We start from the raw sequence: 24,659 nt of genomic DNA on the forward strand, positions 1-24,659 counted from the left end.
CCCCGCCCGCCCTCGCATGCTCTCTATTCTTCCCGCCATGACCGACCCGTCGCAGCCCAATACCGCAGGCCGCCGCCTGGACGAGCGGCCCTACAGCCTCCCCGGCCTCTCCCCGAACACGACGCAGGACGCCGTCGTCGTCGTTCCCGGCATCATGGGGAGCGAGTTGTACGACACCGAGTCCGGCGACGTCGTCTGGGGCCTCGCGAACGCCGGATGGCTGCTGAAGGCGTGGACGGCGCCCCAGGGCTTACGCGCCCTGCGCCTCACGCCCGACGAACGCGAGGGCCGCCTCGGCCGCATCCGGGCCCGGCGCCTGCTGCGTACCCCCGCCTGGAGCCCGTTCCTGCGCGGCATCGAGCCCTACAACGACCTGGTCGCGACCGTCACCCGGAGCGTGGCCGACCCGGAGGCCGTGCTGCCCTTCGCCTACGACTGGCGGCTGTCCGTCGCCACGAACGCCCGGTTCCTCGCCGAGGCGGCGCGCGAACACCTGGAACGGTGGCGGCGGCACCCCGCGCACGCGCTCGCCCGCAAGCACCGGGTCGACGAACGGGAGGGTCGGCTCGTCTTCGTCGCGCACTCCATGGGCGGACTGCTCACCCTCGCCGCTCTCACCGACGGCCCCGACGGCGACCTCGCGGCGGACACCCGTGGGGTGCTCACCCTCGGTACGCCCTTCCAGGGGGCGGTGGCCGCCGCCGCGATCCTCAACACCGGGCAGGGAGCGCCGGTTCCGCTGCCGCACGGCAGGCTCAGGAGACTCGCGTACACCATGCCGGGCCTGCACGACCTGCTCCCGACGTTCCCCTGTCTCGACGAGGGCCTGAACATCCGCCGGCTGAGCCCCACGGACATCGCCGACCTGGGCGGCGACAAGGATCTGGCCGTCGACTCCCAGACCCTGCACGACACCCTGCGCGGGCGGGCGCTGCCGGGGCACCGGGCGCTGGTGGGCATCAGCCAGCCCACCCTCCAGTCCCTGACCCTCCGTCAGGGTGTCGTGACCGCCTCCGAGCACTGCTACCGCGAGCACAGCGACGGCGAGCTGATGCGCGACGAGACGGGCGCCCCGCGCCGCTTCGACGTGGGCGGCGACGGCACCGTACACAAGGAGTCCGCCGCCTCTCCCTTGAACCGCGCCACCGTGCCCCTCGCGCTGCAGCACGGTGCGCTGGCCCAGGGGGAGGCCGCGTTGGAGGCGGTGACCTCGTTCCTGGAGGAGGACGAGCACCTCGGTCCCCCGCAGGCCGGGGCACGGGTCGGCATCGAGGTCCCGGACCTCGTCGCGCCGGGCACGCCCTGGACGGTCCGGGTGCGCGGCGTCGACAGTCCCGCGGGGCTGGACTGCGCGGTCGAGGAGGTCGGCGGGGCCTTCGCCGGACCCGCCCGGCTGTACGGCGACGACGACCACCTCGCGGCCCGTCTCACCGTGCCCGCGCCCGGCCTCTACCGGGTCACCCTGGACACGGGCGACCCCACTCCGCTGACCCAACTCGTCCTCGCGGCCCCGGACGAGCGGGACGACGCCTGAGACTCCCCCGCAACCTGCGCCGACTATGGTGTCGACACGAATCGAACGCGCAATGGTTCGAACCGGTCCGGAGCGAGCGGTCAGGAAAGAACGGCGAGGGGCACGCGGTGGCGGACGAGGGGCGGCTGGTCGCCGGGCGCTACCGGCTGATCGAACAGATCGGCCGTGGCGGCATGGGCACGGTGTGGCGTGCCGAGGACGAGGTCCTCAGCCGTGAGGTCGCGGTCAAGCGGCTGCACGTCCAGCGGCACCTGACCGACGACGAGCTCGCCACCCTCCACGAACGCACCCGCCGCGAGGCGCGCAGCGCCGCCCGTATCGCCCATCCCCACGTGGTCGTCGTGCACGACGTGGTGGACGACGAGGGGCTGCCCTGCATCGTCATGGAGTACGTGCCCTCCACGACCCTCGCCGCCCTGCTCGCGGACGGCGGCGCGGTGCCGCCCACCGAGGCCGCCCGGATCGGCCTCGGCATGGTCGCCGCGCTGCGGGCCGCGCACGCCGCCGGGGTGCTGCACCGTGACGTCAAGCCGGGCAACGTCCTGCTCGGCGCCGACGGCCGCGTCGTCCTCACCGACTTCGGCATCGCCATGGCGACCGGCACCTCGACGCTGACCAGGACCGGCGAGATCATCGGCTCGATCGACTACATCGCGCCCGAACGGATGCGGGGCAAGAAGCCCGGACCCGCCGCGGACCTGTGGGCGCTCGGGGCGACCCTCTACCAGTCCGTCGAGGGGCGGCCCCCGTTCCGCAAGGCCACGGCCGTGGAGACGGCGTACGCCATCGCCGTCGACCCGGTCGAGCCCATGAAGCAGGCCGGGCCGCTGGAACCCCTCATCGACGCGCTGCTCGCGAAGGAACCGCAGGAGCGGCCGTCGGCGGAGGAGGTGGAGCGGGTTCTGAGGGAAGTGGTGTCGGGGGTACCGACGCAGCTGACGCCTACGCGTCCGGTACCGGCACCGATACCGGCGCCGATACCGGCACCGGCGCAGTCTCCGCCGACCGCGACGACGGTGGCACCGGCGCGGGAAGACGCGCCGCCCCGGCCCCGTGGGCGCCGCGTGGCCGTCTGGAGCGCGCTGGCCGTGGTGCTTGCGGCCGCGACGGTGGCGGGCGGGTGGTCGATGACCCGGGACGGCAAGAGCGGCGGCACCCATCACAAAGCCGCCGCTTCCACCTCCGCGCCCCCGGCCGTTCCCGCGGGCTACCACCTGGTCACGGAGAAGAAGCTGGGCGTCTCCTTCCCGGTCCCGGACGGCTGGAAGCGCGGCAAGGCGTCGGCCGAACAGGTCACCTACGTCGACGAAACCCGTCTCGTGGACCTCACGATCGGCATGGTCGAGCCGGCGGGCGCGAACCCCGAGTCGCACTTCACGAACATCGAGGCGAACACCAAGCTCAACTACCCCTCCTCGTACCGGAAACTGCGCATGCAGCGCACCACGTTCCAGGAGAAGCCCGCGGCCGTGTGGGAGTTCACCTTCAAGGGCCGGGTCCGGGCGTTCCGCGCCATCGACCTGGGCTTCGGGCAGGAGGGCGGCCGGGAGTACGACATCTACCTCTCGGCTCCGGACCTCAAGTGGGACAGCTTTCGCCCGGTCTTCGACACGGTCTCGGCGGGCTTCCGGGTCGGCTGAGTCCGGACGGCGGGGCTGGAGCGGCAGATCGGGACAGCGGTCAGTACGGCGGTTCAGGACCTGCCGTCCGTCAGTTCACTGGCGTCGAGCGGCAGGCGCAGGCTGACCCGGCGGCGTACGGAGGCGAGTTCGCGGTGCAGGGGTGAGCGCGGCACGGCCAGTACCGGGCAGGCGGCGTGCGCGAGGCAGTAGCGCGCGACGGACGGGAACAGCGCCCGGCGCATCCGGCCGCGTCGCCCGCCGCCGATCACCAGGAGGTCGCCGATCCGGTCGGCGGTCCGCACCAGGGCGCGCCCCGGCCGGTCCCACACGACCAACCCCCGGCACGGCACTCCGGGCCCGTCGGCGCCGAAGGCCGTGTCAAGGGCCGTGAGCAGCCGGTCGTCCGCCATCTGCCGGAACTCGGTCATCGGCGGCGCGAGCATCGAACTCGGGTGCGCGAGCGCGCCGCGCGGCGGTTCCCAGGCACCCACGGCCAGCAGCACGGCACCGGTGCGGCGCGCCTCGAACGCGCCCCGGTGCAGCGCCGCCAGACTCCCCGGCGAACCGCTCACCCCCACGACGACCCGCCGCCGCTCTCCCTCGCCCATCGCTCGCTCACCCCTCGGCGTACGTCGACACGGGTATCGCGTTCCATCGAACGCGGGGGGAGTGCGGCGGGCCAGGGGGTTGGCGTTCACCTGACGAGGTTCCGACCGTTCATGACACTTCGGCACACACCTCTGTCGTCCGCCCCGGTCGTCGGAGCTCGCGACGGCCGGGGCGGGGGCGGTTGAGGTGTCTTGGATCAGCCTGCGCAGAGGGTCAGGTTGATGGTGGCGCCGATGGACACGGTCTTCGGGCTGTGCGGGTCGACCGAGTGGACCGAGCCCGGCTTGCCGTTCTTGCCGCAGTCCACCTTGCTGACCGTGCCGAGCTTGAGCTGGCCCTTGAGCAGCAGTTGCTTGGCGAAGTCCACGTCGAGGCCCGCGAACTCCAGCGGGAACTTACTGCCCTTCAGCAGCACGTTGGTGGCGTCGTTGCCGGCCGAGGTGGTCGCGGCGGCGGGCTTCGCGGGGCTGGATCCGTTGGTGACGGCGGTGGCCAGGGCGGTGCCGCCGCCGGCCACGATCAGGGCGGCGGCGAGACCCGCGATGGCCGTGACGCGCTTGCGGCGGGTCTTGCGCACGATGCCGACGGTGTCGACGGACGGCGCGTCGGCGGAGTTCGCGAATTCGTTCATGGCGTTCACCAGTTCCTCTTCGAAGGGTGTGTAACCGGTGCGGCCGGAAGACCGTGCATCGTGTGAAGTCATCGGTTTCCTTCCGTGGGCCGCTGCGATGAAGGGCCGGGGAGCGCGGGGAACTGGCTTCTCAGCTTCTCGATCCCACGAGCGAGCTGGGACCGTACGGTACTCGTCGAGATCTTCAGATCGGCCGCGATCTCCGCGTCCGACAGATCGTGGAAGTACCGCAGGACCACGACCGTGCGCATACGCATCGGCAGCCGCTGAAGGGCGCGAACGAGCTGGTCCCTGCTGTCTATCTGCCCGTACTCGTCCCCCGGAGCGGCCCGGTCGCCGCCGCTGTCGGGGTGCGGGGTGGTGCGGCGGAATCTTCGCCAACGGTCGTTCGCCAGGTTCACCATGATCCGCCGCACATAGGCGTCGGGGGCGTCCTTGGCGGCGATCGCGCGCCACTTGCGGCAGGTCCGTTCCAGGGTCTCCTGGAGCAGGTCCTCCGCGGCTTCGCGGCTCCCCGTCAAGACGAGGGCGCCACGGAACAGGGCGGCCGACCGGGCGGCGACGAAAGCGGGAAAGTCCATGTCCAGCGACTCGGTCCCGCCACGCTCGGCGCCCAGCTTCCACTCGGTTGCCAGATCCACACGCTCCTCCCTTCCTGTCACCCCTCCACGACGGGACAGCCCTCTCATCTGCTGCACGGGGGAGATGAGAGCTGGGTCACAGCGGCCGTATCGGTTCGGCATGCGGCCGGTATGGGGTCGGTATGCGGTAGGCATGCACTCGGCATGTACACGGCCCGGCAGCCTGACATAGCGGGATTTGCCCTCGGGGCCGGTCGTTAGGGTGAGCGCGCCAAAACGTCCAGCTCGAACCATGCCCACGGTGAAGAGTGAACAGTGAAGAGGTGACGGCGGTGGGGGCGCCGATACGGTCGCACATTTCCGACTACGCCGAGACCGGGCCGGCCGAGCCGTCGGCCAAGGCTGATTCCCCGGCCCCGGAACCTCGTCCGTCGAACCCGGAGCCGCGCTCAGCAGCGCCCGAGGTCGGCGCTCGGCGCTGGTCGCGGGAGCACGGATCCTCGGCGTGACCACAAAATCGTCTGGTTCTCCGCCACTCGGAGCCCCCGCCCGCATCCCGTCCCTGCCGGGGCTCGGTACCACCTGGTACGAGCGTGGTGTGCGCTACTGGCTGCGCCGTGTCTCCGGGGCCGTCCTCTGGTTCGCCGTGCTGGGCTTCGCCTGCTACATCGCGCTCGTGCTCTACCAGTCGTTCCGCGGCGACCTGCCGTCGGGCGTGCGCATGGTGTGGGACTGGGCGCAGGTGGTCGTGTCCTGCGTGGCCCTGGTCTGGGGGTGGGTGGTGCAGCGCAGGGACCTCCTGGACCCGCCGACCCCCAGCGAGGCCCGCGGCCGCAAACGTGACCGGACCCGCCGCTCCACGGGGCTCGCCCTCGCCGGCCGCATCCTCTTCCCTGTCGCGGCGCCCGTCCTGCCGGCCCTGCTCGCGTACGCCGTCGGCTGGGTGCTCGCCGCGTTCACCGTCCGCGAGTATCCCAGCGAGGTCGGTGCGCGGCGGGTGTTGGAGGGCTGATCGGCCGCGGTCACATGGGCGGCAGGTGGAGCAGGCGGGTGATCGTGCGGAGGACGCCGTTCTCGTTGTTGGACGGGGCGAGGTGGCGGGCCCGGTCGATGATGGCGGGGTGGGCGTTGGCCATGGCGAAGGACCACTCGGCGGTGTCGAGCATTTCGAGGTCGTTGAGGTAGTCGCCGAACACCATCGTCTGGGCGGGTGTGATGCCCAGGTCGTCCTGGAGGCGGCGTACGGCGGCGCCCTTGTCGGCGGTGACGTTCATGATGTCGACCCAGTGTGCGCCGGAGACGACGACCTGGTGGGTCGAGGTGAAGGGCCGCAGGGCCGGGGCGGTGGTCCGCTCCACGGGTCCGAAGTCGAAGAGGGCGACCTTGAGGATCTCGTCGTCGACGGCGGTCGCGTCGGGGACGGGCTGGAGCCGGGTGTAGTACTGCCGGGCCTCGGCCAGGAACGCTTCGTCGGTCCGTTCGACGTACGCGGACCGCTTGCCGCAGACCACCGCGCCGACGTCGACGCCCTCGGCCCGCAGCCCCCGTGTCGTGGTGACGATGCGCGCGGCGACGGACGGGTCCAGCGGGTCGGAGCTGAGCTCCACGCCGTCCCGTACGACGTAGGTGCCGTTCTCGGCGATGAACACCATGCCCTGCCCCGCGTCGGCGAACTCCTTGGCCAGGGTGGCGTACTGACGGCCGCTCGCCGGGCAGAAGAGCACGTCCCGTCGGCGCAGCTCCGCCAGGAGCGACCACAAGCCGTCGGGTATGCGCTTGGCGTCGTCCAGGAGCGTGCCGTCTATGTCGGTGACGATGAGCCGGATGTCGGCGGCTCCCTCCGGGGGCTGCGGCGGGGTGACGGCCAGGGGGGTGGTCGTGGCGGCGGCGGTCGCGGCGTGAGAAAGGGGCATGTTCTTTCCTGTGGCGGGGGTTGCGGGGGCGACGGACGGCAGCGGAGCCGGTGTGTTCACGGCGTCCCGTACGGGTTCCGGCAGGGAGGGGTGGCCCCCGATGGGCCCGCCGAGCGGCATGAGTCCGCGGCCGGGCCCGTCGTGTTCAGCACGATCCGGCCGGTCACGGCTTACGGACCGGGGTCGTGTCGGGCGGGGCGGCGTCGGCCGTCGCTTGGCGGATCTCCATTTCCGTCACCCTACCCGGGGGACATGAGCAGGGGCCCTTGCCTTAACAAAAGGCTCATTCCGGGCACACCGGTGCTCGCTTCGGGCTCACCCCGGCGTCAGCCACCGAAGCCGAAGTGGTCCGCCGGGCGGAGCTGACCGGTTCCTCACAAGTCACCCCCAGGCTGACGATCATGGCTTCCTTCACCCGTCGCCCGGCCTCCCCCCGACGGCGTCTCCGTACGCCGTTGACCGTCGCCGGGGCCCTGGTCGTCCTGTCCGTCACGCTCGCCGGATGCGGGAGCACCCACGCCGCATCGGTGGGCGGCGCCCGGGAGTCGACCGGAGCCTCCGGTACGACGCAGGCCAGGCCCGGGCGGCCCGCACCGGACGGCGCGGAGTCCGCCGCGCCGGTCGTACCGGCGCGGCTGCCGGGTGTCGGCCCCGAGACGCTGGCCGGGATACCCGGGAACGCGCGGCAGGTCGTCCTGGTCACCGGCCGGGGCAAGGACTCCCCGGTGTCCCAGGTGGTGCTGTACCGGCGTACGGGCGCGGGCTGGGAGCGGGGAGCGACCTGGCCGGCCCACAACGCCCTCAAGGGCTGGACGGACGACCATCACGCCGGTGATCTCCGCTCGCCCATCGGCGTGTTCACCCTCACCGACGCGGGCGGACTCCGGCCCGACCCCGGTACCAAGCTGCCCTACGACCGGTCGGTCGGGTTCACCATCGCGGGTACGGGCTTCGAGGGGGAGTCGCTGGCCGGCTCCTTCGACTACGTCGTCGCCATCAACTACAACCACGAGCCGGGCACTTCACCCCTCGACTGGACCCGCCCGCTCGGCGCGGGCAAGGGCGGCGGCATCTGGCTGCACGTCGACCACGGGGGCCCCACGCACGGCTGTGTGAGCCTGGCCCAGGAGCACCTGAAGGAACTGATGCGCACGCTGGATCCCGCCCGGCACCCGGTGATCGTCATGGGCGACGCCAAGTCCCTCGCCCGCTGACGTCCCTCCGGCTCCGGGGCGCCTGTCAGCGCGAGGGCGGCGCCGGACTTCCCGCGGTGGGCAGGGCCGGAAGCCCGGACGGTCCGCCGCCGAGGAGGCCCGTGACCACCCCGACCACCGGCGACAGCAGGCCGGTCACCGTGCCCAGCGCCCCCGTCAGGGCCTTGACCAGCCCGTCGACCGTCGACTGGAGCTGGGCGAGGAGATCCGCGACCGGATCGGCGACCGCCACCGCGACCGGATCAGCGCCCGCGACCCCGGCCCGATCGGCGACGCCGGTGACGACGGGGGCGGCGGAGGCGGCGGACGTGGCGGAGGCGGCGGACGTGGCGGAGGCCCGCTCCTTCAGCCGCCGCTCGAGAGAAGCGTTCGCCGTCTCCAGGGCGCGCGTGAAACCGGCGGCCTCGGCCGCGTCGAGACGGCCGCCCCGTTCGGCGACGGCGGACAGTACGTCCAGCAGCGGGTGGAACACGGCGTCGTGGTCGGCCCTGCCGACCGGGCCGCGGACCGGCGCGGCGCCGCCCGGGGGCGGTAGGAGGACTCCGTGGGACCGGGATATTCGGGATCGGGACATGAGGGCACGCATTCGTGGTCCTTTCGACGGCTGCTTCTGCTTGGGCCCACCGTGAGATCCACGACCCCCCGCCGCAACCCGCCCCACGCCCCCGCCGAGCCCCCCGCTCCCTCCCCGGTACGGCACTGAACAGCACCTTTCCCCCGATGCGCCCCGACCGCCCCGGCCCGCCGCCGTTCGGCTGTCAGGGGAGTCGACGGGGGCGAGGCCGGTAGGTGAAGGTGTCGAGGGGCCAGTCGGCGGTCAGCCAGGCCGTGACCGCCTCGTGCAGGGGCGCGTCCAGGTGGACCCTGTCCGCTCGGACCCAGGAGCTCACGTCGGTGTCGTGGGCGTGGTCGCGGGAGGGATAGATGTAGACGCAGCCGATCACCTCGCCCCTCACGGTGTCGAGGACGGTGTACGTGAATCCGCGTCTGCGAGCGAAGTCGTCCGCGTGGCGTCGCAGATCGGCGAGGTTCGCCTCCAGGGTCATTCCGTCCGTGGGGGGCCATTCCCCGTCCTCGAAGCCCGGGGTCGCACGGATGTGTTCGACGCTGCTGGACCAGGCGGTGTGGTCGGAGGCGTTGTGCTGAGGCCCCAGGGGTTCCAGACGGAAGTGCGGGGTGATCAGCTCGGTGGGGACGGCGAAGTCGTCGGGGACGAGGGGGTGGTCGGTCATGCGGGGGAGGCTATGACGCCCGGTCCGTGGGTCGCAGCTGAATTGATCAGGGCCTTGACGCCCCCGCTCCCGGCCGGTCACCAGCCGGTCAGCAGCAGGTGGTTGAGGAGCAGGGCCAGGGTGGCCTGGGCGGTGAGCCAGGCGCGGGGGCGGGGCAGGAACGCGCAGGTCGGCAGGAGCCACATCGCGAACGGCAGCCAGATCCGTTCCGTCTCCGCCTTGCTCATGCCGGAGAGGTCGGCGGCCAGGAGGGCGAGCAGGGCGGCGAGCGCGAGGAGGGCGAGGCGGGGCTCGGGGGAGAGAGCGTGCGGGCGGCGGAGGGCGCGGGGGCCTTCGCGTACGGCCGTCGTGACCGTTCGGCGCAGGCCCGCCACCGTCGCCGGGCCCACGATCAGTGCCGTACAGGCGAGGTTCGCCCAGACCCAGTAGCCGTACGGCCGTACGCCGCCGACCCCTTCGTAGTAGCGGGTGACCAACAGGTGGTACGCCTCCCACCAGTTGAAGCCGAGCAACGTGAACAGGAGGGGGACGACGGCCAGTCCGGCGAGGACGTAGGGGAAGGGACGGAGTCGGCGGGAGCCGAGCAGCAGGACGGCGGCGGCGATCACGGCGAACAGCGTCAGGCCGTACGAGAGGTACGCGGTGAGGCCGAGGAGGAGCCCGGCGGCCAGGCCCGTCGTCCGGGGCCGGGGTCCGGTGACCGCGAGGGCGAGGAGGGCGACGGCCCAGGCGGCGACCGCGGCGAAGTAGCCGTCCGCGGAGGCGCCCACCCACACGGCGGCCGGGGCGAGGACCAGGAAGGGTGCGGCGCGGCGGGCGAGCTCCTCCGCGGCCAGCGCCCGTACGGCGACCAGGACCGCGGCCGGCGCCGCCGCCCCGGCCACGATGCACCAGACGCCCGCCCAGCCGCCGCCGGCCAGCCCGACCCGGTCGAGGAGCACGAAGGTGACGGTGGCCCCCGGCGGGTGACCTGCGATGTGCGCGGGCCAGGGGGCGGGAGAGTGACTCACGATGTGGTGGGTGAAGTCCCGCAGGGTGGCGGGGATGTCGTGGAAGCGGTCGATGACCGTGAGGTACTCGTTCGTGGCCGTCAGCCGCCCGGCGATCCCCCGCTGCCACCCGTCGACCAGCGCGAGGGAGAACGTCCAGGCGGCGGCGGTGCCCCAGGACGCCCACAGCAGCGCCCGCCACGGCAGCCGCGTGGCGAGGAGCGGCCCGTACGCGACGACCGCGACGGCCACGGCGAGCGCGGCCGGGGTGCCGGGGCCGAGGTGCGGCTCCCACTGGGCGAACAGGGGAGGCCAACGGACGAAGAGCGAGTGGTGGCGGCGTTCGATCGACGTGCCGACCAGCGCCGCCGCCGTGACGAGCAGGACGGCGGCCAGGACGGCGGCCAGGTCGAGGAGCGGATCGCGGCGCCGGTCGTGGCGTCGGTCCTGGCGCCGGTCGAGCTCCGGGGGAAGGGCCTGGGGAAGATCGCGGTTCACATCCGCACGCTAGGCCGCGTACCGGCCGCCGGAGACGCCGCAGGAGTGGATGTCAGAGTTTCGTCATGGTTCGCGGACCCGTTCGGGGGGTGTCGCGGTCCTACGGTCGGGGCATGCCACGGTCTCCCTCCTCCCCCGCGTTCTGGCGCAGCCCACTGCGTGGCCCCTGGTTCACCTCGGTGCTCGGCGTCGTCCTGCTCGGCGGCATCACCGTGCTGTTCGTGACGGGTCTCGTGTCGTACGCCGCCTACAACCCGAACCTGTCACCGGTGAACGACATGACCCCGGACAAGGGGCTGCTCGGCTTCTATCTCTTCTCCTGGCCGACGAACCCGCCCTGGCTGTACCGCCTCAACCAGGGCGTCCACGTCACGCTCGGGATCACGCTGATCCCCGTACTGCTGGCGAAGCTGTGGTCGGTCGTGCCGAAGCTGTTCACGCTGCCGCCGGTGCGGTCGCTCGCGCACGGGCTGGAGCGCATCTCGCTGCTCCTGCTGGTCGGGGGCGCGCTGTTCGAGTTCACGACGGGTGTGCTGAACGTCCAGCTCGACTACATCTTCCCGGGCTCCTTCTACCCGCTGCACTTCTACGGGGCCTGGGTGTTCTTCGCCGCGTTCGTGGTACACGCCGTGCTGCGGGTGCCCATGGCGCTGCGCAATCTGCGTCATCTCCGCGATGAGGAGCAAGGCCCCCCAACGGAGGACGAGTTGGTGGCGCCGGATCCCGACCCGCCCACCGTCTCGCGGCGCGGCGCCCTCGGGTTCGTGGGCGGGGGATCGCTGGTGCTGTTCGCCACGACGGTGGGCCGCAACTTCGACGAGCCGCTGCGGGAGACGGCCGTGCTCGTGCCGCACGGCGGCCCCGAACCGGGCAGCGGACCCGGCGGCTTCCAGATCAACAAGACGGCCGAGGCGGTCGGCATCGACATGCGCGAGACGTCCGGGGAGACATGGCGGCTGGTCGTCGAGGGGCGCGGGCGCACGGTCCGGCTGAGCCGGGACGAGCTGCTGAAACTCCCGCTCCACAGCGCCGCGTTGCCCATCGCCTGCGTGGAGGGCTGGTCGACCTCCGACCAGTGGTGGCGGGGGGTGCGACTGCGGGACCTCGCGGCGCTCGTGGGATACGAGGAGGGCACGGCGCCCGATGTGCTGGTGGAGTCGTTGCAGCGGCACGGGGCCTTCCGGCACGCGGCCCTGCGCTACAACCAGGTGCGCGACCCGCGTTCCCTGCTGGCCCTGTTCGCCAACGGGGAGGACCTGACCCCCGACCACGGCTATCCCGCGCGGATCATCGTCCCCGCGGCGCCCGGCGTGCTCAACACCAAGTGGGTGGCCCGGATGACGTTCGGAGAACTGTGATGCGTCGACCTGAGAAGCGACGGACTGAGAAGCGACGACCTGAGATGTGGCGACCTGCGATGCGGTGGCCTTTCGGGAAGCCCGTCCTGGGCAGTCCGCTGCAGATCCTGCTGCTGGCCTGTTCGTTCGCGCTCGCCGCATACGCGGGGGTGCGGCTGCTCGCCGGGGACTGGTTCGGGGTGGCGCTGTGGTTCGTGGGCGCGGCGGTCCTCCACGACCTGGTGCTCGTTCCGCTGTACGCGGGGGCGGACCGGGCCGTGGCGAGGGGTCTTGGCGCGGTCGGCCGCCGGGAGTGGACGCTCTACGTCCGGTTCCCGGCCGCGTTCTCGGCGCTTCTGCTGCTGATGTGGTTTCCGCTGATCAGCGGGCAGATGGCGGAGCACTACCGGTTGGCCACCGGGCTCTCGGGCGACGGCTTCCTGGCCCGCTGGCTGTTGATCACCGCGGTGCTGTTCGGGGGCTCGGCGGCGCTGCTCGTACTGCGGCTGTTCCGCTCGTCCCGGTCATCGCGGTCGTCGCGGTCGTCCGGGCCGTCGCGCCCGTCGCGGTTGCGCAGGGCGACGAACGAGCGGCCCCCGGCCGACCACTGACCCTCCCGGTGCCAGCCCGCGCGTGCCGCGTGCCGGAGCAGCGCCGGGGTGCCGAGGCGGGCCCACGGGAAGGCCGGTCCCGCCGTGCTCCGGGGGTCGGCGACCCGGACGATGCGGACGCTGACCCGTTCGTCGACGTCCACGTCCGCGAGGGTCTCGACGATCAACAGTCCACGGGGGGTGAGGAGTTGGGCCATCCGGTGGAGCAGCGCGGCCGGGTCGCCGCCGATGCCGACATTGCCGTCGAGGAGGAGCGCGGTGTCCCACCGGCCCTCGCCGGGGAGCGGCTCGAAGACGGAGCGCCGCAGGGCCTGCCCGCCGAGCCGGGCGGTGTGCGCGACGGCCGCCTCGCTGACGTCGATGCCGAGCGCGGGCCGGCCCCGGGCGGCGAGTTCGGCGACGAGCCGCCCCGGCCCGCAGCCCACGTCGAGCACGGTCCCCTCGCAGCGCGCGAGCACCGTCAGGTCCACCGCGTCGGCCCGTGCGCACCAGCGCTCCACCTCCAGGGGCAGCAGCCAGCCGTCGGTCCGTCGGAGGAAGAGCGGGCCCCGGCCGGTGACCAGGGCGTCCGAGTAGGGGTCGGCGGACCAGGGGCGCGGGCCGGGCACCCCCGGTGGTGTCGTCGTCCCGTGCGCGGTGCTCATCGCCCGGTGGCCGTCCGCAGACGTCCGAGCTCGGCGGCGAAGCGGCTGCCGGGCGGTGCGAGGGCGGCGACCGCCTCCGCGTCGGTGGCCGTGTCGACGTCCCGGAGGCGGGGCAGGTCGCGCACGCGCAGCCCGGCGGCGACGAGCCGCTCCCGCTGCACCGCACCCGTCGTGGGCGTCGACATCGGCACGCCCCGCAGCAGCTCCGGATCGGGGGCGGCGAGCCCGAGGGCCCAGAAGCCGCCGTCCTCGGCCGGGCCGAAGTACGCGTCGCAGTCGGCGAAGTCCACGGTGAGGAGCGCGGGCGTCACCTGCGGGGTGTCCATGCCGATGAGCAGGGCGGGCCCGGCGCAGCCCGCGAAGGCGGCGGCCAGCCGTTCGTCGAGGCCGCCCGCGCACTGCGGTACGACGTCGAAGCCGGCCGGCAGCCAGTCGCCGGCCGCTCCGTCGAGCACGAGCACCCGGCGCCGTGCCGGGGTCGCCGCCACCGTGCGCAGGGTGTCCACGAGAGACGCCTCGGCGAGCAGCGCCGCCTCCCGGGGCGTGAACGGCGGGGTGAGGCGGGTCTTGACCCGGCCGGGTCGCGGTTCCTTGGCGATGACGAGGAGCGTCGTCACTGGCTGGTTCCTCCCTGGGAACGGGAATCCGTGGAGGCGAGGGAAGGGGTGAGGGCGGGGTGGGCGTGGTGGGACGGCGCGGGCGGCTCGGCGAGGACGCGGCGCATGTCCCGTACCGCCTGCCAGGTGCCGCGCCAGGTGCCGGTGACCTTGGAGGTGCCGGTGCGCGGCAGATACGGCACGTCGTGCTCGGTGACGCGCCAGCCGGCGTCGGCGGCGCGCACGACCATCTGGAGCGGGTAGCCGCTGCGGCGGTCGGTGAGGCCGAGGGCGAGCAGCGGTTCGCGGCGGGCGGCACGCAGGGGACCGAGGTCGTGCAGGCGCAGTCCGGTGCGGCGGCGGAGCATCCGGGCGAGGGCGAGGTTGCCGGCCCGGGCGTGCGCGGGCCAGGCGCCCGGGCCCTGTGGGCGGCGCCGCCCGAGCACGAGGTCGGCCTCGCCGTCCCGGACCTCGCTGACGAAGGGCAGGAGCCGGGCCGGGTCCAGCGAGGCGTCGCAGTCGCAGAAGCACACGATGTCGGCGGTGGCGGCTCGCAGACCGGCGTGGCAGGCGGCGCCGAACCCGCGGCGCGTCTCGTGCACGACGGTCGCGCCGAGGCCGCGGGCCAGCTCCGCCGAGCCGTCCGTGGAGCCGTTGTCCACGACCAGCGCGCGCCACCCGGCGGGGACGCGGGCGAGGACCCAGGGCAGGGCCTCGGCCTCGTTCAGACAGGGGAGGATCACGTCGACCGGACAGGGGAGGACCGCGTCGACGGGCGCCGGGTCCGTGTCCGGGGCCTTGTCCGGCTCGGGTTGGGGAGAGGTCGTCACGGCTTTCACCCTACGAACGCGAAAGGGATATATCGGACTTCGGGTCCTTACGAAACGCGGACGTCGCGGCGGGATCGCGGCAGGCGGGTGCGGCCGGTGGGACGCTGGATTCATGCAGCAGCCGTACGAATCCGCAGGTACCGGACCTGCCCAGGGCGGGTCCGGGCCGAGCGTCCGCATCCTCGTCGTCGACGACGACCCCACCGTCGCCGAGGTGGTCTCCGGCTACCTCGACCGCGCCGGGTACGTCGTGGACCGGGCCGCGGACGGACCCGCCGCGCTCGCCCGGGCCGCCGCGCACTGGCCCGACCTGGTGGTGCTGGACCTGATGCTGCCGGGGATGGACGGCCTGGAGGTGTGCCGCAGGATGCGCGGCCATGGGCCCGTGCCGGTCATCATGCTCACCGCGCGCGGAGACGAGGACGACCGGATCCTCGGCCTGGAGGTGGGCGCCGACGACTACGTCACCAAGCCCTTCAGCCCCCGCGAACTGGTCCTGAGGGTGGAGTCGGTACTGCGCCGCAGCCGCCCCGCCGCGGGCACGCGCCCCCTCCGGCTGGCCGGTCTCGCCGTCGACCCCGACGCCCGCCGCGCCACCAGGAACGGCGAGGATCTCGCCCTCACCATCCGCGAGTTCGACCTGCTCGCGTTCTTCCTCCGCAATCCCGGCCGGGCGTACAGCCGCGAGGACCTGATGCGCGAGGTGTGGGGCTGGGACTTCGGCGACCTGTCGACGGTCACGGTCCACGTGCGCCGGCTGCGGGGCAAGGTCGAGGAGGATCCGGGCAGACCGCGGCTGATCCAGACGGTCTGGGGGGTCGGTTACCGCTTCGAGGAGCCCACGCCCCACGAGGCCCCGACGCCCCACGAAGAGGCGGTCTGACCATGCACGCCATGCACTCCGTGACCTCCCTGCAGGTCGCGCAAGACATGCAGGTCACGCAGGCCATGCACGTCACGCGGGCCATGCAGACCGTGCACTCCACGCACGACATGCTGCTCATCGCCCTGTACGCCTTCCTCGGCGCCGCCGCGGTCGGGCTGCTCGGCGCGGGGACGCTGTGGCTGATCCGGCGGCGGTCGCTGACCGTGTCCCTCGCCGTCGTCGCCGCCGTGGCGGTCACCGCGATGCTCGCGGGGACGCTGGCCGTCGCCTGGGCGATGTTCCTGTCCTCGCACGACCTGGGCGTGGTCACGACCGTGGTGGCCATGGCGGCGGTGGTGTCCCTGGCGACGGCGCTGTTGCTGGGCCGTTGGGTGGTGGCCCGCAGCAGGGCGCTCACCCTCGCCGCGCGCTCCTTCGGCGACGGTGGCGACTTCGCGGCCCCCGACGGCGCGGCGACCGCCGAACTCGCCGCGCTGAGCCGGGAGTTGCAGGCGACGAGCGCGAAGCTCGCCGAGTCCCGCGACCGTGAACGCGCGCTGGAGAGCTCCCGCCGTGAACTCGTCGCCTGGATCTCGCACGACCTGCGGACCCCGCTCGCCGGACTGCGGGCGATGTCGGAGGCGCTGGAGGACGGGGTGGCCGCCGACCCGGACCGCTACCTCCGGCAGATCCGCACCGAGGTCGAACGCCTCAACGACATGGTCGGCGACCTCTTCGAACTCTCCCGTATACACGCCGGGACCCTCGCCCTGTCGCCGTCCCGCATCTCCCTCTACGACCTCGTCGGCGACGCCCTCGCGGGCGCGGACCCGCTGGCCCGCGAGTACGGCGTACGCCTGGTCGGGGACCGGATCGAGCCGGTGCCGGTCGAGGTGGACGGCAAGGAGATGAGCCGGGTGCTGGGCAACCTCCTCGTCAACGCGATCCGTCGGACCCCGGCCGACGGCACGGTCGCGGTCGCCGCCGAGCGCTCGGACACGGGGGTCGTCCTGTCCGTCACCGACGGCTGCGGCGGCATCCCGGAGGAGGACCTCCCGCGCGTCTTCGACACCGGATGGCGCGGCACCCACGCCCGTACGCCTCCCGCCGGAGCGGGCCTGGGCCTGGCCATCGTCCGGGGCATCGTCGAGGCGCACCAGGGCCAGGCTGCCGTCCACAACGTCCCCGGCGGCTGCCGCTTCGAGGTCACCCTGCCCACGGCGAGGGCGTGAAGAGGCCACCCACGGCGAGGGCGTGAGGCGCGGGCCCCTGGCCGCTGCTCCCCTACTCCCCGCGCAGCCTCGCCGTCGCGAACTCCCGCATCCCCTCCGCGAAGCCGGTCTCGGGCTTCCAGCCCAGCTCGGCGCGCAGCCGTGCGGAGTCGGCCGTGATGTGGCGTACGTCGCCGAGGCGGTACTCCCCGGTCACCACGGGCTCGGGCCCGCCGTGGGCGGTGGCCAGGGCCCGAGCCATCTCGCCGACCGTGTGCGGCTCGCCGCTCCCGGTGTTGTACACGGTGAGGGCCCCGGAGCGCGAACCCGCCTCCAGAGCCGCCACATTGGCCGCGGCCACATCCCTTACGTGCACGAAGTCCCGTCGCTGCCCGCCGTCCTCGAAGACCCGCGGCGCCTCGCCCCGGGCCAGCGCGGACCGGAAGAACGAGGCGACGCCCGCGTAGGGGGTGTCCCGCGGCATCCTGGGCCCGTACACGTTGTGGTAACGCAGTGACACCGCCGAACCGTCCGTCGACCGGGCCCAGGCCGCCGCCAGATGCTCCTGGGCCAGCTTGGTCGTCGCGTACACGTTCCGGGGGTCGACCGGAGCGTCCTCGCGCACCAGACCGGGTGTCAGTTCCTCGCCGCACCGCGGGCAGCGGGGCTCGAACCGCCCCGCGTCGAGATCGGCGACGGTCCGGGGCCCGGGGCGTACCGGCCCGTGCCACTCACACCCGTACGCGCCCTCGCCGTACACGACCATCGACCCGGCGAGCACGAGGCGGCGCACCCCCGCGTCGGCCATCGCGGTGAGCAGCACCGCCGTGCCCAGGTCGTTGCGCGACACGTACGCGACCGCGTCGTCGAACCCCTTCCCCAGTCCCACCATCGCCGCCTGATGGCACACGGCGTCCACGCCCGTCAGCGCCGCGCCGACCGCCTCGGCGTCCCGTACGTCCAGGCCGTCGCGCAGGTCGAACACGACCGCCTCGTGCCCCCGCGTGCTCAGCGCCTCGACGACATGGGACCCGATGAACCCGGCACCGCCGGTGACCAGTACTCGCATACGCCGAACGCTAGGACCGCGACGGCGGCGCACGGCAGTACCGCGCCCGTCACGTCACGGGTCCGTAAGACCCGCCGAGACGTCCGAGGCCCACGCGGGCCGCAGCCGCGTCTCGTACCCCGGCCGGATGACATGCGTATGGCACGGAAGTACTAACCGCCGGGCCGTATTCACCTCCGGAGTGCCGCTGAGTGGCGACCGGGCGTTCCTAGCCTGGCGTCAGGAGGCCACGAAGGCCTCTCTTCCCCTCTCCGGGAGTCATTCGTGGCCACGTTCCTCCATCGTCTCGGCCGGTTCGCGTTCCGGCGGCGACGACTTGTCCTCATGCTGTGGATAGCCGTCCTGGCGGCCGTCGGCATCGGTGCCGCCAGTGTGTCGGCCGGTACGTCGGACTCCTTCACCATTCCCGGAACCCAGTCCCAGAAGGCGCTGGACCTGCTGGGGAAGGAGTTCCCGCAGGCCTCGGCCGCCGGAGCCACCGCCCGTGTCGTGTTCGAGGCCCCGGACGGGCGGAAGCTGACGTCCGGCGGCGACAAGGCCGAGGTCGTCTCCCTCGTCGCCGACCTCAGGAAGGCCTCCCAGGTCGCGGACGTCGCCGACCCGTTCACCGGCGGCACCGTCAGCAAGGACGGCTCCGTCGCCTACGCCCAGGTCACGTACAAGGTCGCCCAGGCCGACGTCACCGACCGGGCCCGCGCGGACCTGAAGTCCGTGGCCGACCGGGGCGACAGGGCGGGCCTCACGGTGAGCATGGGGGGCAACGCCGTCCAGGTGAAGTCCGAGCAGAGCGCCGGTGAGCTGATCGGCCTCGCCGTCGCCGCCGTCGCGCTGGTCATCACCTTCGGCTCGCTGCTCGCGGCCGGACTGCCCCTGCTGACCGCGGTCTTCGGCATCGTGGTGGCGGTGTCCGCGATCACCCTCACCAGCGCGTTCGTGGACCTGAGTTCCTCCACCTCGACGCTGGCGCTGATGCTCGGCCTCGCGGTGGCGATCGACTACGCGCTGTTCATCGTCTCCCGCTACCGCGGCGAGATCAGGGAGGGGCACGAGCCGGAGGAGGCCGCCGGACGCGCGCTCGGCACGGCCGGCTCCGCGGTGGTGTTCGCCGGTCTGACCGTGGTCATCGCGCTGGCGGGGCTCAGCATCATCGGGGTCGGCCTGCTCACCGACATCGGTCTCGGCGCCGCGGGAGCGGTCGCGATCGCGGTGCTCATCGCGCTCACCCTGCTGCCCGCCCTGCTGGGCTTCGCCGGTCCCCGGATCATGAAGGGGAGGCTCAAGACCCGCTGGATGCGGGCGATCGAGGAGCGCGGCGGGGTCGAACCCGCGGGCGTGCGCTGGGCGCGGTTCGTCACCCGCAACCCGGTCAAGGTCCTCGCCGTCGCGGTGGCCGCCCTGTTCGCCCTGGCCATTCCCGCCCTGTCGCTGCAACTGGCCATGCCCAGCGACAGTTCGGCCGCCCCGCACTCCACCCAGCGCGTCGCCTACGACACCATCACCAAGGGCTTCGGGCCCGGCTACAACGGGCCGCTGACCGTGGTCGTCGACGCCCGTACGAGCGACGACGCCAAGGGCGCCGCCCAGGACGCGGTCACCCTGCTCGGCACGATGCCCGACGTCGCCTCGGTCAGCCCCGCCACCTTCAACCAGGCCGGTGACGTCGCCCTGATCCGCGCCGTCCCGAAGAGCTCACCCAGCAGCCAGGACACCGTCGACCTGGTCTCCGCCATCCGCGACCGCGGCACCGCCCTGCACGCGGACACCGGAGCCGAACTGATGGTCACCGGCACCACCGCGCTCAACATCGACATCTCCGCCAAGCTCGGCGGCGCCCTCGTGCCCTACCTCGCCGTGGTCGTCGGCCTGGCCCTGGTGCTGCTGCTCCTGGTGTTCCGCTCGGTCCTGGTCCCGCTCAAGGCCGCCGCCGGGTTCCTGCTCAGCGTCCTGGCGACCCTCGGCGTCGTGGTCGCCGTCTTCCAGTGGGGCTGGTTCGCGGGCGCCCTCGGCGTCGACCAGACCGCGCCGATCGTGAGCCTGCTGCCGATCTTCCTGGTCGGCGTGGTGTTCGGGCTCGCCATGGACTACCAGGTCTTCCTCGTCACCCGGATGCGGGAGGAGTACGTCCATGGCGCCGAGCCCACCGAGGCGGTGGTCGCGGGATTCCGGCACGGCGCCCGCGTGGTCACGGCCGCGGCGATCATCATGATCTCCGTGTTCGCCGGGTTCCTGCTCAGCGACACCGCGCTGATCAAGTCGATCGGCCTCGGTCTCGCCGTCGCCGTGCTCCTCGACGCCTTCGTCGTCCGGATGACGATCGTGCCCGCCGTCATGACGCTGCTCGGCCGCCGCGCCTGGTCGCTGCCGGGATGGCTGGACCGCGTCCTGCCCAACGTGGACGTCGAGGGCGAGAAGCTGCGCCACCTGCTGGCGAAGGCGCAGGACACCGAGGGCACGCGGGACGCCGAGCCCCTTCCCACCGCAAGGGGCTGACGCGTCGGCCGTACGATCCGCGACAGGACGTACGGCCGCACCGGCCGTGACCATCGCGCCCCGTCCGCCGACCCCCACTCCCCCGGGGGGCCGGCGGACGGCTTCCCGTACCGAGAGGGCGTACGACGTGACCGCACCGACCGCGCCCGGGCCGACTTCCCGCCCCGTCACGCCCGAGAAACTGCTGGGCGGGGCGCAGCACCGCTCGGACGTCGCGGTCCTGCAGTGGCTCACCCGGGTGAGACGGGCCGACCTGGCCCATCCGTGGGTCAAGCGGGTGACGGCGCCGCTCCTGTGCGCGGCACTGGGCGTCCCGGCCCTGCGGGACGCGGCGGACGGCATCGGCCGCGGCGTCCCCGTGGTGCTGGCGCTGATCGCCGGATACTGCCTTCCCCTGCTGTGGCGGCAGCAGCGGCCCGTCCTGGTCTTCGCCCTCACCTCCGCCGTCGGCGCGGTCGGCCTCGCCATGGACGTCAGCACGGGCTCCGAGGCCGCGCGGATCGTCGCGCTGCTCAACGTGGGCCGCAAGGTCGGGCCCGCCCAGTTGGTGGTCTGTATGGCGATCGCCGTCACGCAGACGTCCGTGGGGGTCGTCGCCCGCGCCGCCGACCAGCCGGGCAGCTCGTTCCTGGGGACCGCGGTGCTGGCGATCGTGCAGGCGGCCCTGGTGGCGGCCGTCGCCGCGGCGGGCCTGGTCGGCCGGGTCGTGAACGCGTACGTCGGGGCCCTGCACGAACGCGCCTTCCGCCTGGAGGTGGAGCGCGACCAGCGGTCCCGGCTCGCCGCCGCCGCCGAACGCGCCCGCGTCGCCCGGGAGATGCACGACATCCTCGGCCACACCCTCGCCGTCATCGTCGGCCTGGCCGGCGGCGCCGCCGGGCTCGCCGAGAAGTCCCCCAAGCGCGGCGCCGACACCCTGCGGATCATCGCCGACAGCGGACGCGGCGCCCTCGGTGAACTCCGCCGCCTGCTCGCCGTCATCGGTGAGGAAGGGGACGGGAGCGACGAACCGGGCGGCACCCCGCTCGCTCCCCAACCGGGCCTCGCCGACCTCGCCGCCCTCCTGGAACGGGTCCGGGCCGCCGGCCTCACCGTCACCCTGGACACCGAGGGCGACCTGACGGGCCTCGCCCCCGGCATCCAACTCGCCGTCTACCGCATCGTCCAGGAGGCGCTGACCAACACCCTCAAGCACGCCGCGTCCGACACCACCGCGCACGTCGGCGTCACCGCGGACCGCGACCGCGTCCGCCTCGCCGTCGACGACACCGGCCCGCCCCGCACCCCGCGCGACGACGCCGCCCGGGACGACGCACGCGGCCTGGTCGGCATGCGCGAGCGGGCCGCCCTCTACCAGGGAACCGTCACCGCGGGCCCGAACACCCGCGGCGGCTGGACCGTCCGTGCCCTCCTGATCCCCACCACCGCTCCCACGGAGAACCATCCGGCATGACCACCGTGCTCATCGTCGACGACCAGGCCCTGCAACGCCTCGGCTTCAGCATGCTCCTGGAACAGCACCCCGACCTGACCGTGGTCGGCGAGGCCACCCACGGCGCCGAGGCGGTCCGTTCGACCGCCGAACTGCGCCCCGACGTCGTCCTGATGGACGTCCGGATGCCCGGCATGGACGGCATCGAGGCCACCCGCCGCATCGTGGAGTCCGGCGGCCGCTCCCGCGTCCTCGTCCTGACCACCTTCGACCTCGACGAGTACGCCTACGCCGCGCTGCGCGCCGGGGCCAGCGGCTTTCTCCTCAAGGACGCGCTGCCCGACGAACTCGTCGCCGGAATCCGTGCGGTGGCCGCCGGGGACGCCGTGATCGCCCCCGGCCTGACCCGCAAACTCATCGACGCCTACACCGAGCGACGCCCGGGGCACACCCGCGAGCAGGAGCGCCGGCTCGACGCCCTCACCGACCGCGAACGCGAGGTCCTCACCGCCATCGCCTCCGGCTGGAGCAACGCCGAGATCGCCGACCGCCTCTCCCTCGCGGAGTCCACCGTCAAGTCCCACGTCAGCCGCGTCCTCGCCAAGGTCGGCGTACGGGACCGGGTCCAGGCGGTGATCTTCGCGTATGACGTGGGCCTGGTACGGCCGGCGTAGCGGGACGGCCGGCCTAGAACAGCGGGAGGGCGTCCGTGTACGCGTTCACCGGCTTGGCGACCTTCTTGACGGTACGGGCGTCCAGCGCGGCCGGGGCGGAACTCGTGCCCAGCGTTCCGCCGGGGTGCCACGTCCCGGTGACGGTCACCCAGGTGTTGGCGGGCAGGGCCGCCGCCCCGTGGATCCGCACCTTCACGGACTGGGCGTCCGCCGCGCAGCAGGTGAAGATGATCCTGGTCAGATACCAGCCGTCGGCCCCCTCGTCGGGCGTGACGAAACCGGTCATCCGGACACTACGGCCCCCGATGTCCCGCTTGTGGTCCTGCTGCACCCGGCTGGTGAACTGGGTGAGCGTCAGCGGGATCGGCGAGGTCGCGGGCAGCGGATCGAAGTACCTCTGCTCCGCGACGGCCTTGGGCGCCTCGCGCGCGGCGGTGTACGCGCCGAGGGCCGGCGGGGCGTAGAAGAGCAGACTCAGCGCGGGGAGGAAGAGCAGCCAGGCGATACGGGGCACGGTGGAGTGGTCGTGGCCGTGGCCGTCGTCTTGGTCGTGACCGTGACCGTGACCGTCGGCGTCGTCGCCGCTGACCGGCTTCTGGCTCGACCACGCCTCCGCCACGCCCAGCACGAGCAGCAGCACCCCCGACGCGACCAGCATCGGACGCATCCCCTCCTTGACGAACCTGAGGCTCAGGTCGGTGAAGAGCGAGGCGTGCAGCAGGCCGAGGCCGCTGAGGACGAGCAGGGTCACCTGGAGGGGGCGTTTCACAGCAGGACTCCTCCGATGAGCGCGCTGCACAGGATCGCGACGACCGTCGTGGCCGTGGAGAAACGGACCGCGAAGGCCCGGCCGAAGGTGCCCGCCTGAAGGGCGATCAGTTTCAGGTCGACCATCGGCCCGACGACCATGAACGCCAGCCGGGCGACGGGCGAGAAGCCGGTGAGCGAGGCCGCGACGAAGGCGTCGGCCTCGGAGCACACCGCGAGCAGGATGGCGAGCGCGGCCAGGAACAGCACCGACAGCCAGGGAGAGCCGGAGAACGCGTCGAGCACGGTGCGCGGGACCGCCACGTTGAACGTCGCCGCCGCCATGGCCCCGAGGACCAGGAAGCCGCCCGCGTGCAGGAAGTCGTGCTGGAAGCCGCGCCGGAACTCCCGCAGGCGGCTCTGCTCGGGCTCGTGCCCGGTGTGCCGTACGACAGGCTTGAGCCATGTGTCGCGGCCCAGGAAGAGCCACAGCCAGCCCATCACGGCGGCGGTGGCGAGCGAGGCGAGCAGCCGGGCCAGGACCATCTCGGGGTGGCCGGGGAAGGCGATGGCGGTGGCGGTCAGCACGACCGGGTTGATGGCGGGTGCCGAGAGCAGGAACGCGAACGCGGCGGCCGGGGTGACACCGCGGCCGATCAGGCTGTTGGCGACCGGCACCGACGCGCATTCGCAGCCGGGCAGGACGACTCCCGCGACTCCGGCGACCGGGACGGCGAGCACGGGCCGCCGGGGCAGCAGCCGGGTGAACACCCGGGCCGGCACGAACGCGTTGATCGCGCCGGACAGCGCCGTGCCGAGCAGCAGGAACGGCAGCGCCTGCACGGTGACGGCGAGAGCGACGGTCCGCCAGGCCTGCATGGCCGGTTGTTCCATCCACCGGCTGAGGACGTAGAACGCGGGCCCGGACAGCGCGCACGCTCCGAGCAGAAGGGGCCAGTGGCGGGGCCAGTCGCGCCGGGGCCCGCCGGCACTCGCCCCCGCCGCGGGGACCGCGACGGCCACGTCCGCCTCAGCCCCCGTGGACGGTTCGTCCGCCCCCACGGCCCGTTCGTCAGTCTTCTGCACGCCAGCTCCGAATCTCGGATGATCGCACCGAACATAGCGGGCCCGGGCCCCACGGCTCACCACGACTTCACCACATCTCGGTCATGAGTCGGGACCACTGTGACGACCGACGACTCCGGATGTCGGAACGCCCCCGCGTCCGGAGCCCTCTCAAGGGGTGGTGGGTGGGAGCCGCGCCGGGTCTCGGGCCGGGTTGTTATATTGCGCAACTGTGCAAGTGAGGCGTCCCCGCAACGCCTGACGT

At 73.0% G+C, this 24,659-nt stretch carries 23 protein-coding genes; 10 read left to right on the forward strand and 13 right to left on the reverse strand.

Annotated features, from left to right (window positions below):
* Nucleotides 1–37: 37 nt before the first annotated feature.
* Together FNV62_RS27275 and FNV62_RS27280 are read left to right on the forward strand one after the other, a co-directional pair.
* Nucleotides 38–1,534: a lipase/acyltransferase domain-containing protein gene (locus FNV62_RS27275; RefSeq protein WP_143608760.1), complete on the forward strand. Its 1,497-nt coding sequence runs from the start codon at nt 38–40 to the stop codon at nt 1,532–1,534.
* A 107-nt stretch (nt 1,535–1,641) separates the two neighbouring features.
* Nucleotides 1,642–3,174, forward strand: coding sequence for a serine/threonine-protein kinase (locus FNV62_RS27280; protein WP_143627381.1), 1,533 nt, complete (start codon nt 1,642–1,644; stop codon nt 3,172–3,174).
* A 53-nt stretch (nt 3,175–3,227) separates the two neighbouring features.
* On the opposite strand, the gene FNV62_RS27285 is transcribed toward FNV62_RS27280, so the two are convergent.
* The 3 genes from FNV62_RS27285 to FNV62_RS27295 all read right to left on the reverse strand — a co-directional run bounded on the left by FNV62_RS27285 (nt 3,228) and on the right by FNV62_RS27295 (nt 5,037).
* Entirely contained in the window at nt 3,228–3,764 is a 537-nt protein-coding gene (locus FNV62_RS27285; RefSeq protein WP_054231260.1) for a universal stress protein, read from the reverse strand.
* 197 nt (nt 3,765–3,961) lie between these two features.
* A complete protein-coding gene (locus FNV62_RS27290; protein WP_225900390.1) occupies nt 3,962–4,396 on the reverse strand; it encodes a hypothetical protein in 435 nt (144 codons plus the stop codon).
* A 68-nt stretch (nt 4,397–4,464) separates the two neighbouring features.
* Nucleotides 4,465–5,037 carry a SigE family RNA polymerase sigma factor gene (locus FNV62_RS27295; RefSeq protein WP_225900391.1) on the reverse strand — a complete coding sequence of 191 codons (573 nt, stop codon included), beginning with the start codon at nt 5,035–5,037 and terminating at the stop codon, nt 4,465–4,467.
* Nucleotides 5,038–5,482: 445 nt separating this feature from the next.
* On the opposite strand from FNV62_RS27295, the gene FNV62_RS27300 reads away from it, so the two are divergent.
* Nucleotides 5,483–5,989: a hypothetical protein gene (locus FNV62_RS27300; protein WP_225900392.1), complete on the forward strand. Its 507-nt coding sequence runs from the start codon at nt 5,483–5,485 to the stop codon at nt 5,987–5,989.
* A 10-nt stretch (nt 5,990–5,999) separates the two neighbouring features.
* On the opposite strand, the gene FNV62_RS27305 is transcribed toward FNV62_RS27300, so the two are convergent.
* Complete coding sequence (locus FNV62_RS27305) at nt 6,000–6,890, reverse strand: Cof-type HAD-IIB family hydrolase (RefSeq protein ID WP_144315681.1); 891 nt, start codon at nt 6,888–6,890, stop codon at nt 6,000–6,002.
* A gap of 401 nt (nt 6,891–7,291) precedes the next feature.
* On the opposite strand from FNV62_RS27305, the gene FNV62_RS27310 reads away from it, so the two are divergent.
* On the forward strand, nt 7,292–8,104 hold the full coding sequence (locus tag FNV62_RS27310) for a L,D-transpeptidase family protein (protein WP_143602367.1): 813 nt from the start codon (nt 7,292–7,294) through the stop codon (nt 8,102–8,104).
* A 25-nt stretch (nt 8,105–8,129) separates the two neighbouring features.
* Here the strand turns inward: FNV62_RS27310 and FNV62_RS27315 are convergent, their stop codons facing one another.
* The 3 genes from FNV62_RS27315 to FNV62_RS27325 all read right to left on the reverse strand — a co-directional run bounded on the left by FNV62_RS27315 (nt 8,130) and on the right by FNV62_RS27325 (nt 10,733).
* Nucleotides 8,130–8,690, reverse strand: coding sequence for a hypothetical protein (locus FNV62_RS27315; RefSeq protein ID WP_143627384.1), 561 nt, complete (start codon nt 8,688–8,690; stop codon nt 8,130–8,132).
* Nucleotides 8,691–8,862: 172 nt separating this feature from the next.
* Nucleotides 8,863–9,336 (reverse strand): GNAT family N-acetyltransferase, encoded by a 474-nt coding sequence (locus FNV62_RS27320; RefSeq protein WP_143627386.1) that lies wholly within the window; start codon nt 9,334–9,336, stop codon nt 8,863–8,865.
* A gap of 77 nt (nt 9,337–9,413) precedes the next feature.
* On the reverse strand, nt 9,414–10,733 hold the full coding sequence (locus FNV62_RS27325; protein ID WP_143652116.1) for a hypothetical protein: 1,320 nt from the start codon (nt 10,731–10,733) through the stop codon (nt 9,414–9,416).
* Nucleotides 10,734–10,936: 203 nt separating this feature from the next.
* Between FNV62_RS27325 and FNV62_RS27330 the strand changes: the two genes are divergently transcribed.
* Nucleotides 10,937–12,181 (forward strand): molybdopterin-dependent oxidoreductase, encoded by a 1,245-nt coding sequence (locus FNV62_RS27330; protein ID WP_097285529.1) that lies wholly within the window; start codon nt 10,937–10,939, stop codon nt 12,179–12,181.
* Nucleotides 12,182–12,563: 382 nt separating this feature from the next.
* Here FNV62_RS27330 and FNV62_RS27335 read toward each other — a convergent pair whose 3' ends face one another.
* From FNV62_RS27335 to FNV62_RS27345, 3 genes are read right to left on the reverse strand one after another with little or no spacing between them, the layout of a single operon-like run.
* Nucleotides 12,564–13,415 (reverse strand): class I SAM-dependent methyltransferase, encoded by an 852-nt coding sequence (locus FNV62_RS27335; RefSeq protein ID WP_143627388.1) that lies wholly within the window; start codon nt 13,413–13,415, stop codon nt 12,564–12,566.
* Nucleotides 13,412–14,032: a DUF2064 domain-containing protein gene (locus FNV62_RS27340; RefSeq protein ID WP_097285531.1), complete on the reverse strand. Its 621-nt coding sequence runs from the start codon at nt 14,030–14,032 to the stop codon at nt 13,412–13,414. Before FNV62_RS27340 ends, FNV62_RS27335 begins: the two co-directional genes overlap by 4 nt.
* Nucleotides 14,029–14,850 carry a glycosyltransferase family 2 protein gene (locus tag FNV62_RS27345; RefSeq protein WP_375336767.1) on the reverse strand — a complete coding sequence of 274 codons (822 nt, stop codon included), beginning with the start codon at nt 14,848–14,850 and terminating at the stop codon, nt 14,029–14,031. The genes FNV62_RS27340 and FNV62_RS27345 overlap by 4 nt, the downstream gene beginning before the upstream one ends.
* Nucleotides 14,851–14,953: 103 nt before the next feature.
* On the opposite strand from FNV62_RS27345, the gene FNV62_RS27350 reads away from it, so the two are divergent.
* Nucleotides 14,954–15,724 carry a response regulator transcription factor gene (locus FNV62_RS27350; RefSeq protein WP_097285532.1) on the forward strand — a complete coding sequence of 257 codons (771 nt, stop codon included), beginning with the start codon at nt 14,954–14,956 and terminating at the stop codon, nt 15,722–15,724.
* An 83-nt stretch (nt 15,725–15,807) separates the two neighbouring features.
* On the forward strand, nt 15,808–16,938 hold the full coding sequence (locus FNV62_RS27355; protein WP_097289091.1) for a sensor histidine kinase: 1,131 nt from the start codon (nt 15,808–15,810) through the stop codon (nt 16,936–16,938).
* Nucleotides 16,939–16,990: 52 nt separating this feature from the next.
* On the opposite strand, the gene FNV62_RS27360 is transcribed toward FNV62_RS27355, so the two are convergent.
* Nucleotides 16,991–17,986 carry an NAD-dependent epimerase/dehydratase family protein gene (locus tag FNV62_RS27360; RefSeq protein ID WP_143627390.1) on the reverse strand — a complete coding sequence of 332 codons (996 nt, stop codon included), beginning with the start codon at nt 17,984–17,986 and terminating at the stop codon, nt 16,991–16,993.
* Between the two features lie 264 nt (nt 17,987–18,250).
* On the opposite strand from FNV62_RS27360, the gene FNV62_RS27365 reads away from it, so the two are divergent.
* The 3 genes from FNV62_RS27365 to FNV62_RS27375 all read left to right on the forward strand — a co-directional run bounded on the left by FNV62_RS27365 (nt 18,251) and on the right by FNV62_RS27375 (nt 22,582).
* Nucleotides 18,251–20,476: an MMPL family transporter gene (locus tag FNV62_RS27365; RefSeq protein ID WP_143627392.1), complete on the forward strand. Its 2,226-nt coding sequence runs from the start codon at nt 18,251–18,253 to the stop codon at nt 20,474–20,476.
* A gap of 127 nt (nt 20,477–20,603) precedes the next feature.
* Nucleotides 20,604–21,929 carry a sensor histidine kinase gene (locus tag FNV62_RS27370; protein ID WP_143627394.1) on the forward strand — a complete coding sequence of 442 codons (1,326 nt, stop codon included), beginning with the start codon at nt 20,604–20,606 and terminating at the stop codon, nt 21,927–21,929.
* Nucleotides 21,926–22,582 carry a response regulator gene (locus tag FNV62_RS27375; protein ID WP_097285536.1) on the forward strand — a complete coding sequence of 219 codons (657 nt, stop codon included), beginning with the start codon at nt 21,926–21,928 and terminating at the stop codon, nt 22,580–22,582. Before FNV62_RS27370 ends, FNV62_RS27375 begins: the two co-directional genes overlap by 4 nt.
* A gap of 13 nt (nt 22,583–22,595) precedes the next feature.
* Here FNV62_RS27375 and FNV62_RS27380 read toward each other — a convergent pair whose 3' ends face one another.
* A complete protein-coding gene (locus FNV62_RS27380; RefSeq protein ID WP_144315682.1) occupies nt 22,596–23,351 on the reverse strand; it encodes a TIGR03943 family putative permease subunit in 756 nt (251 codons plus the stop codon).
* A complete protein-coding gene (locus FNV62_RS27385; RefSeq protein WP_097285538.1) occupies nt 23,348–24,415 on the reverse strand; it encodes a permease in 1,068 nt (355 codons plus the stop codon). Before FNV62_RS27385 ends, FNV62_RS27380 begins: the two co-directional genes overlap by 4 nt.
* Between the last annotated feature and the right edge of the window lie 244 nt (nt 24,416–24,659).

The organism is Streptomyces sp. RLB3-17, from assembly GCF_007113425.2.
Classification (GTDB): domain Bacteria; phylum Actinomycetota; class Actinomycetes; order Streptomycetales; family Streptomycetaceae; genus Streptomyces; species Streptomyces mirabilis_D.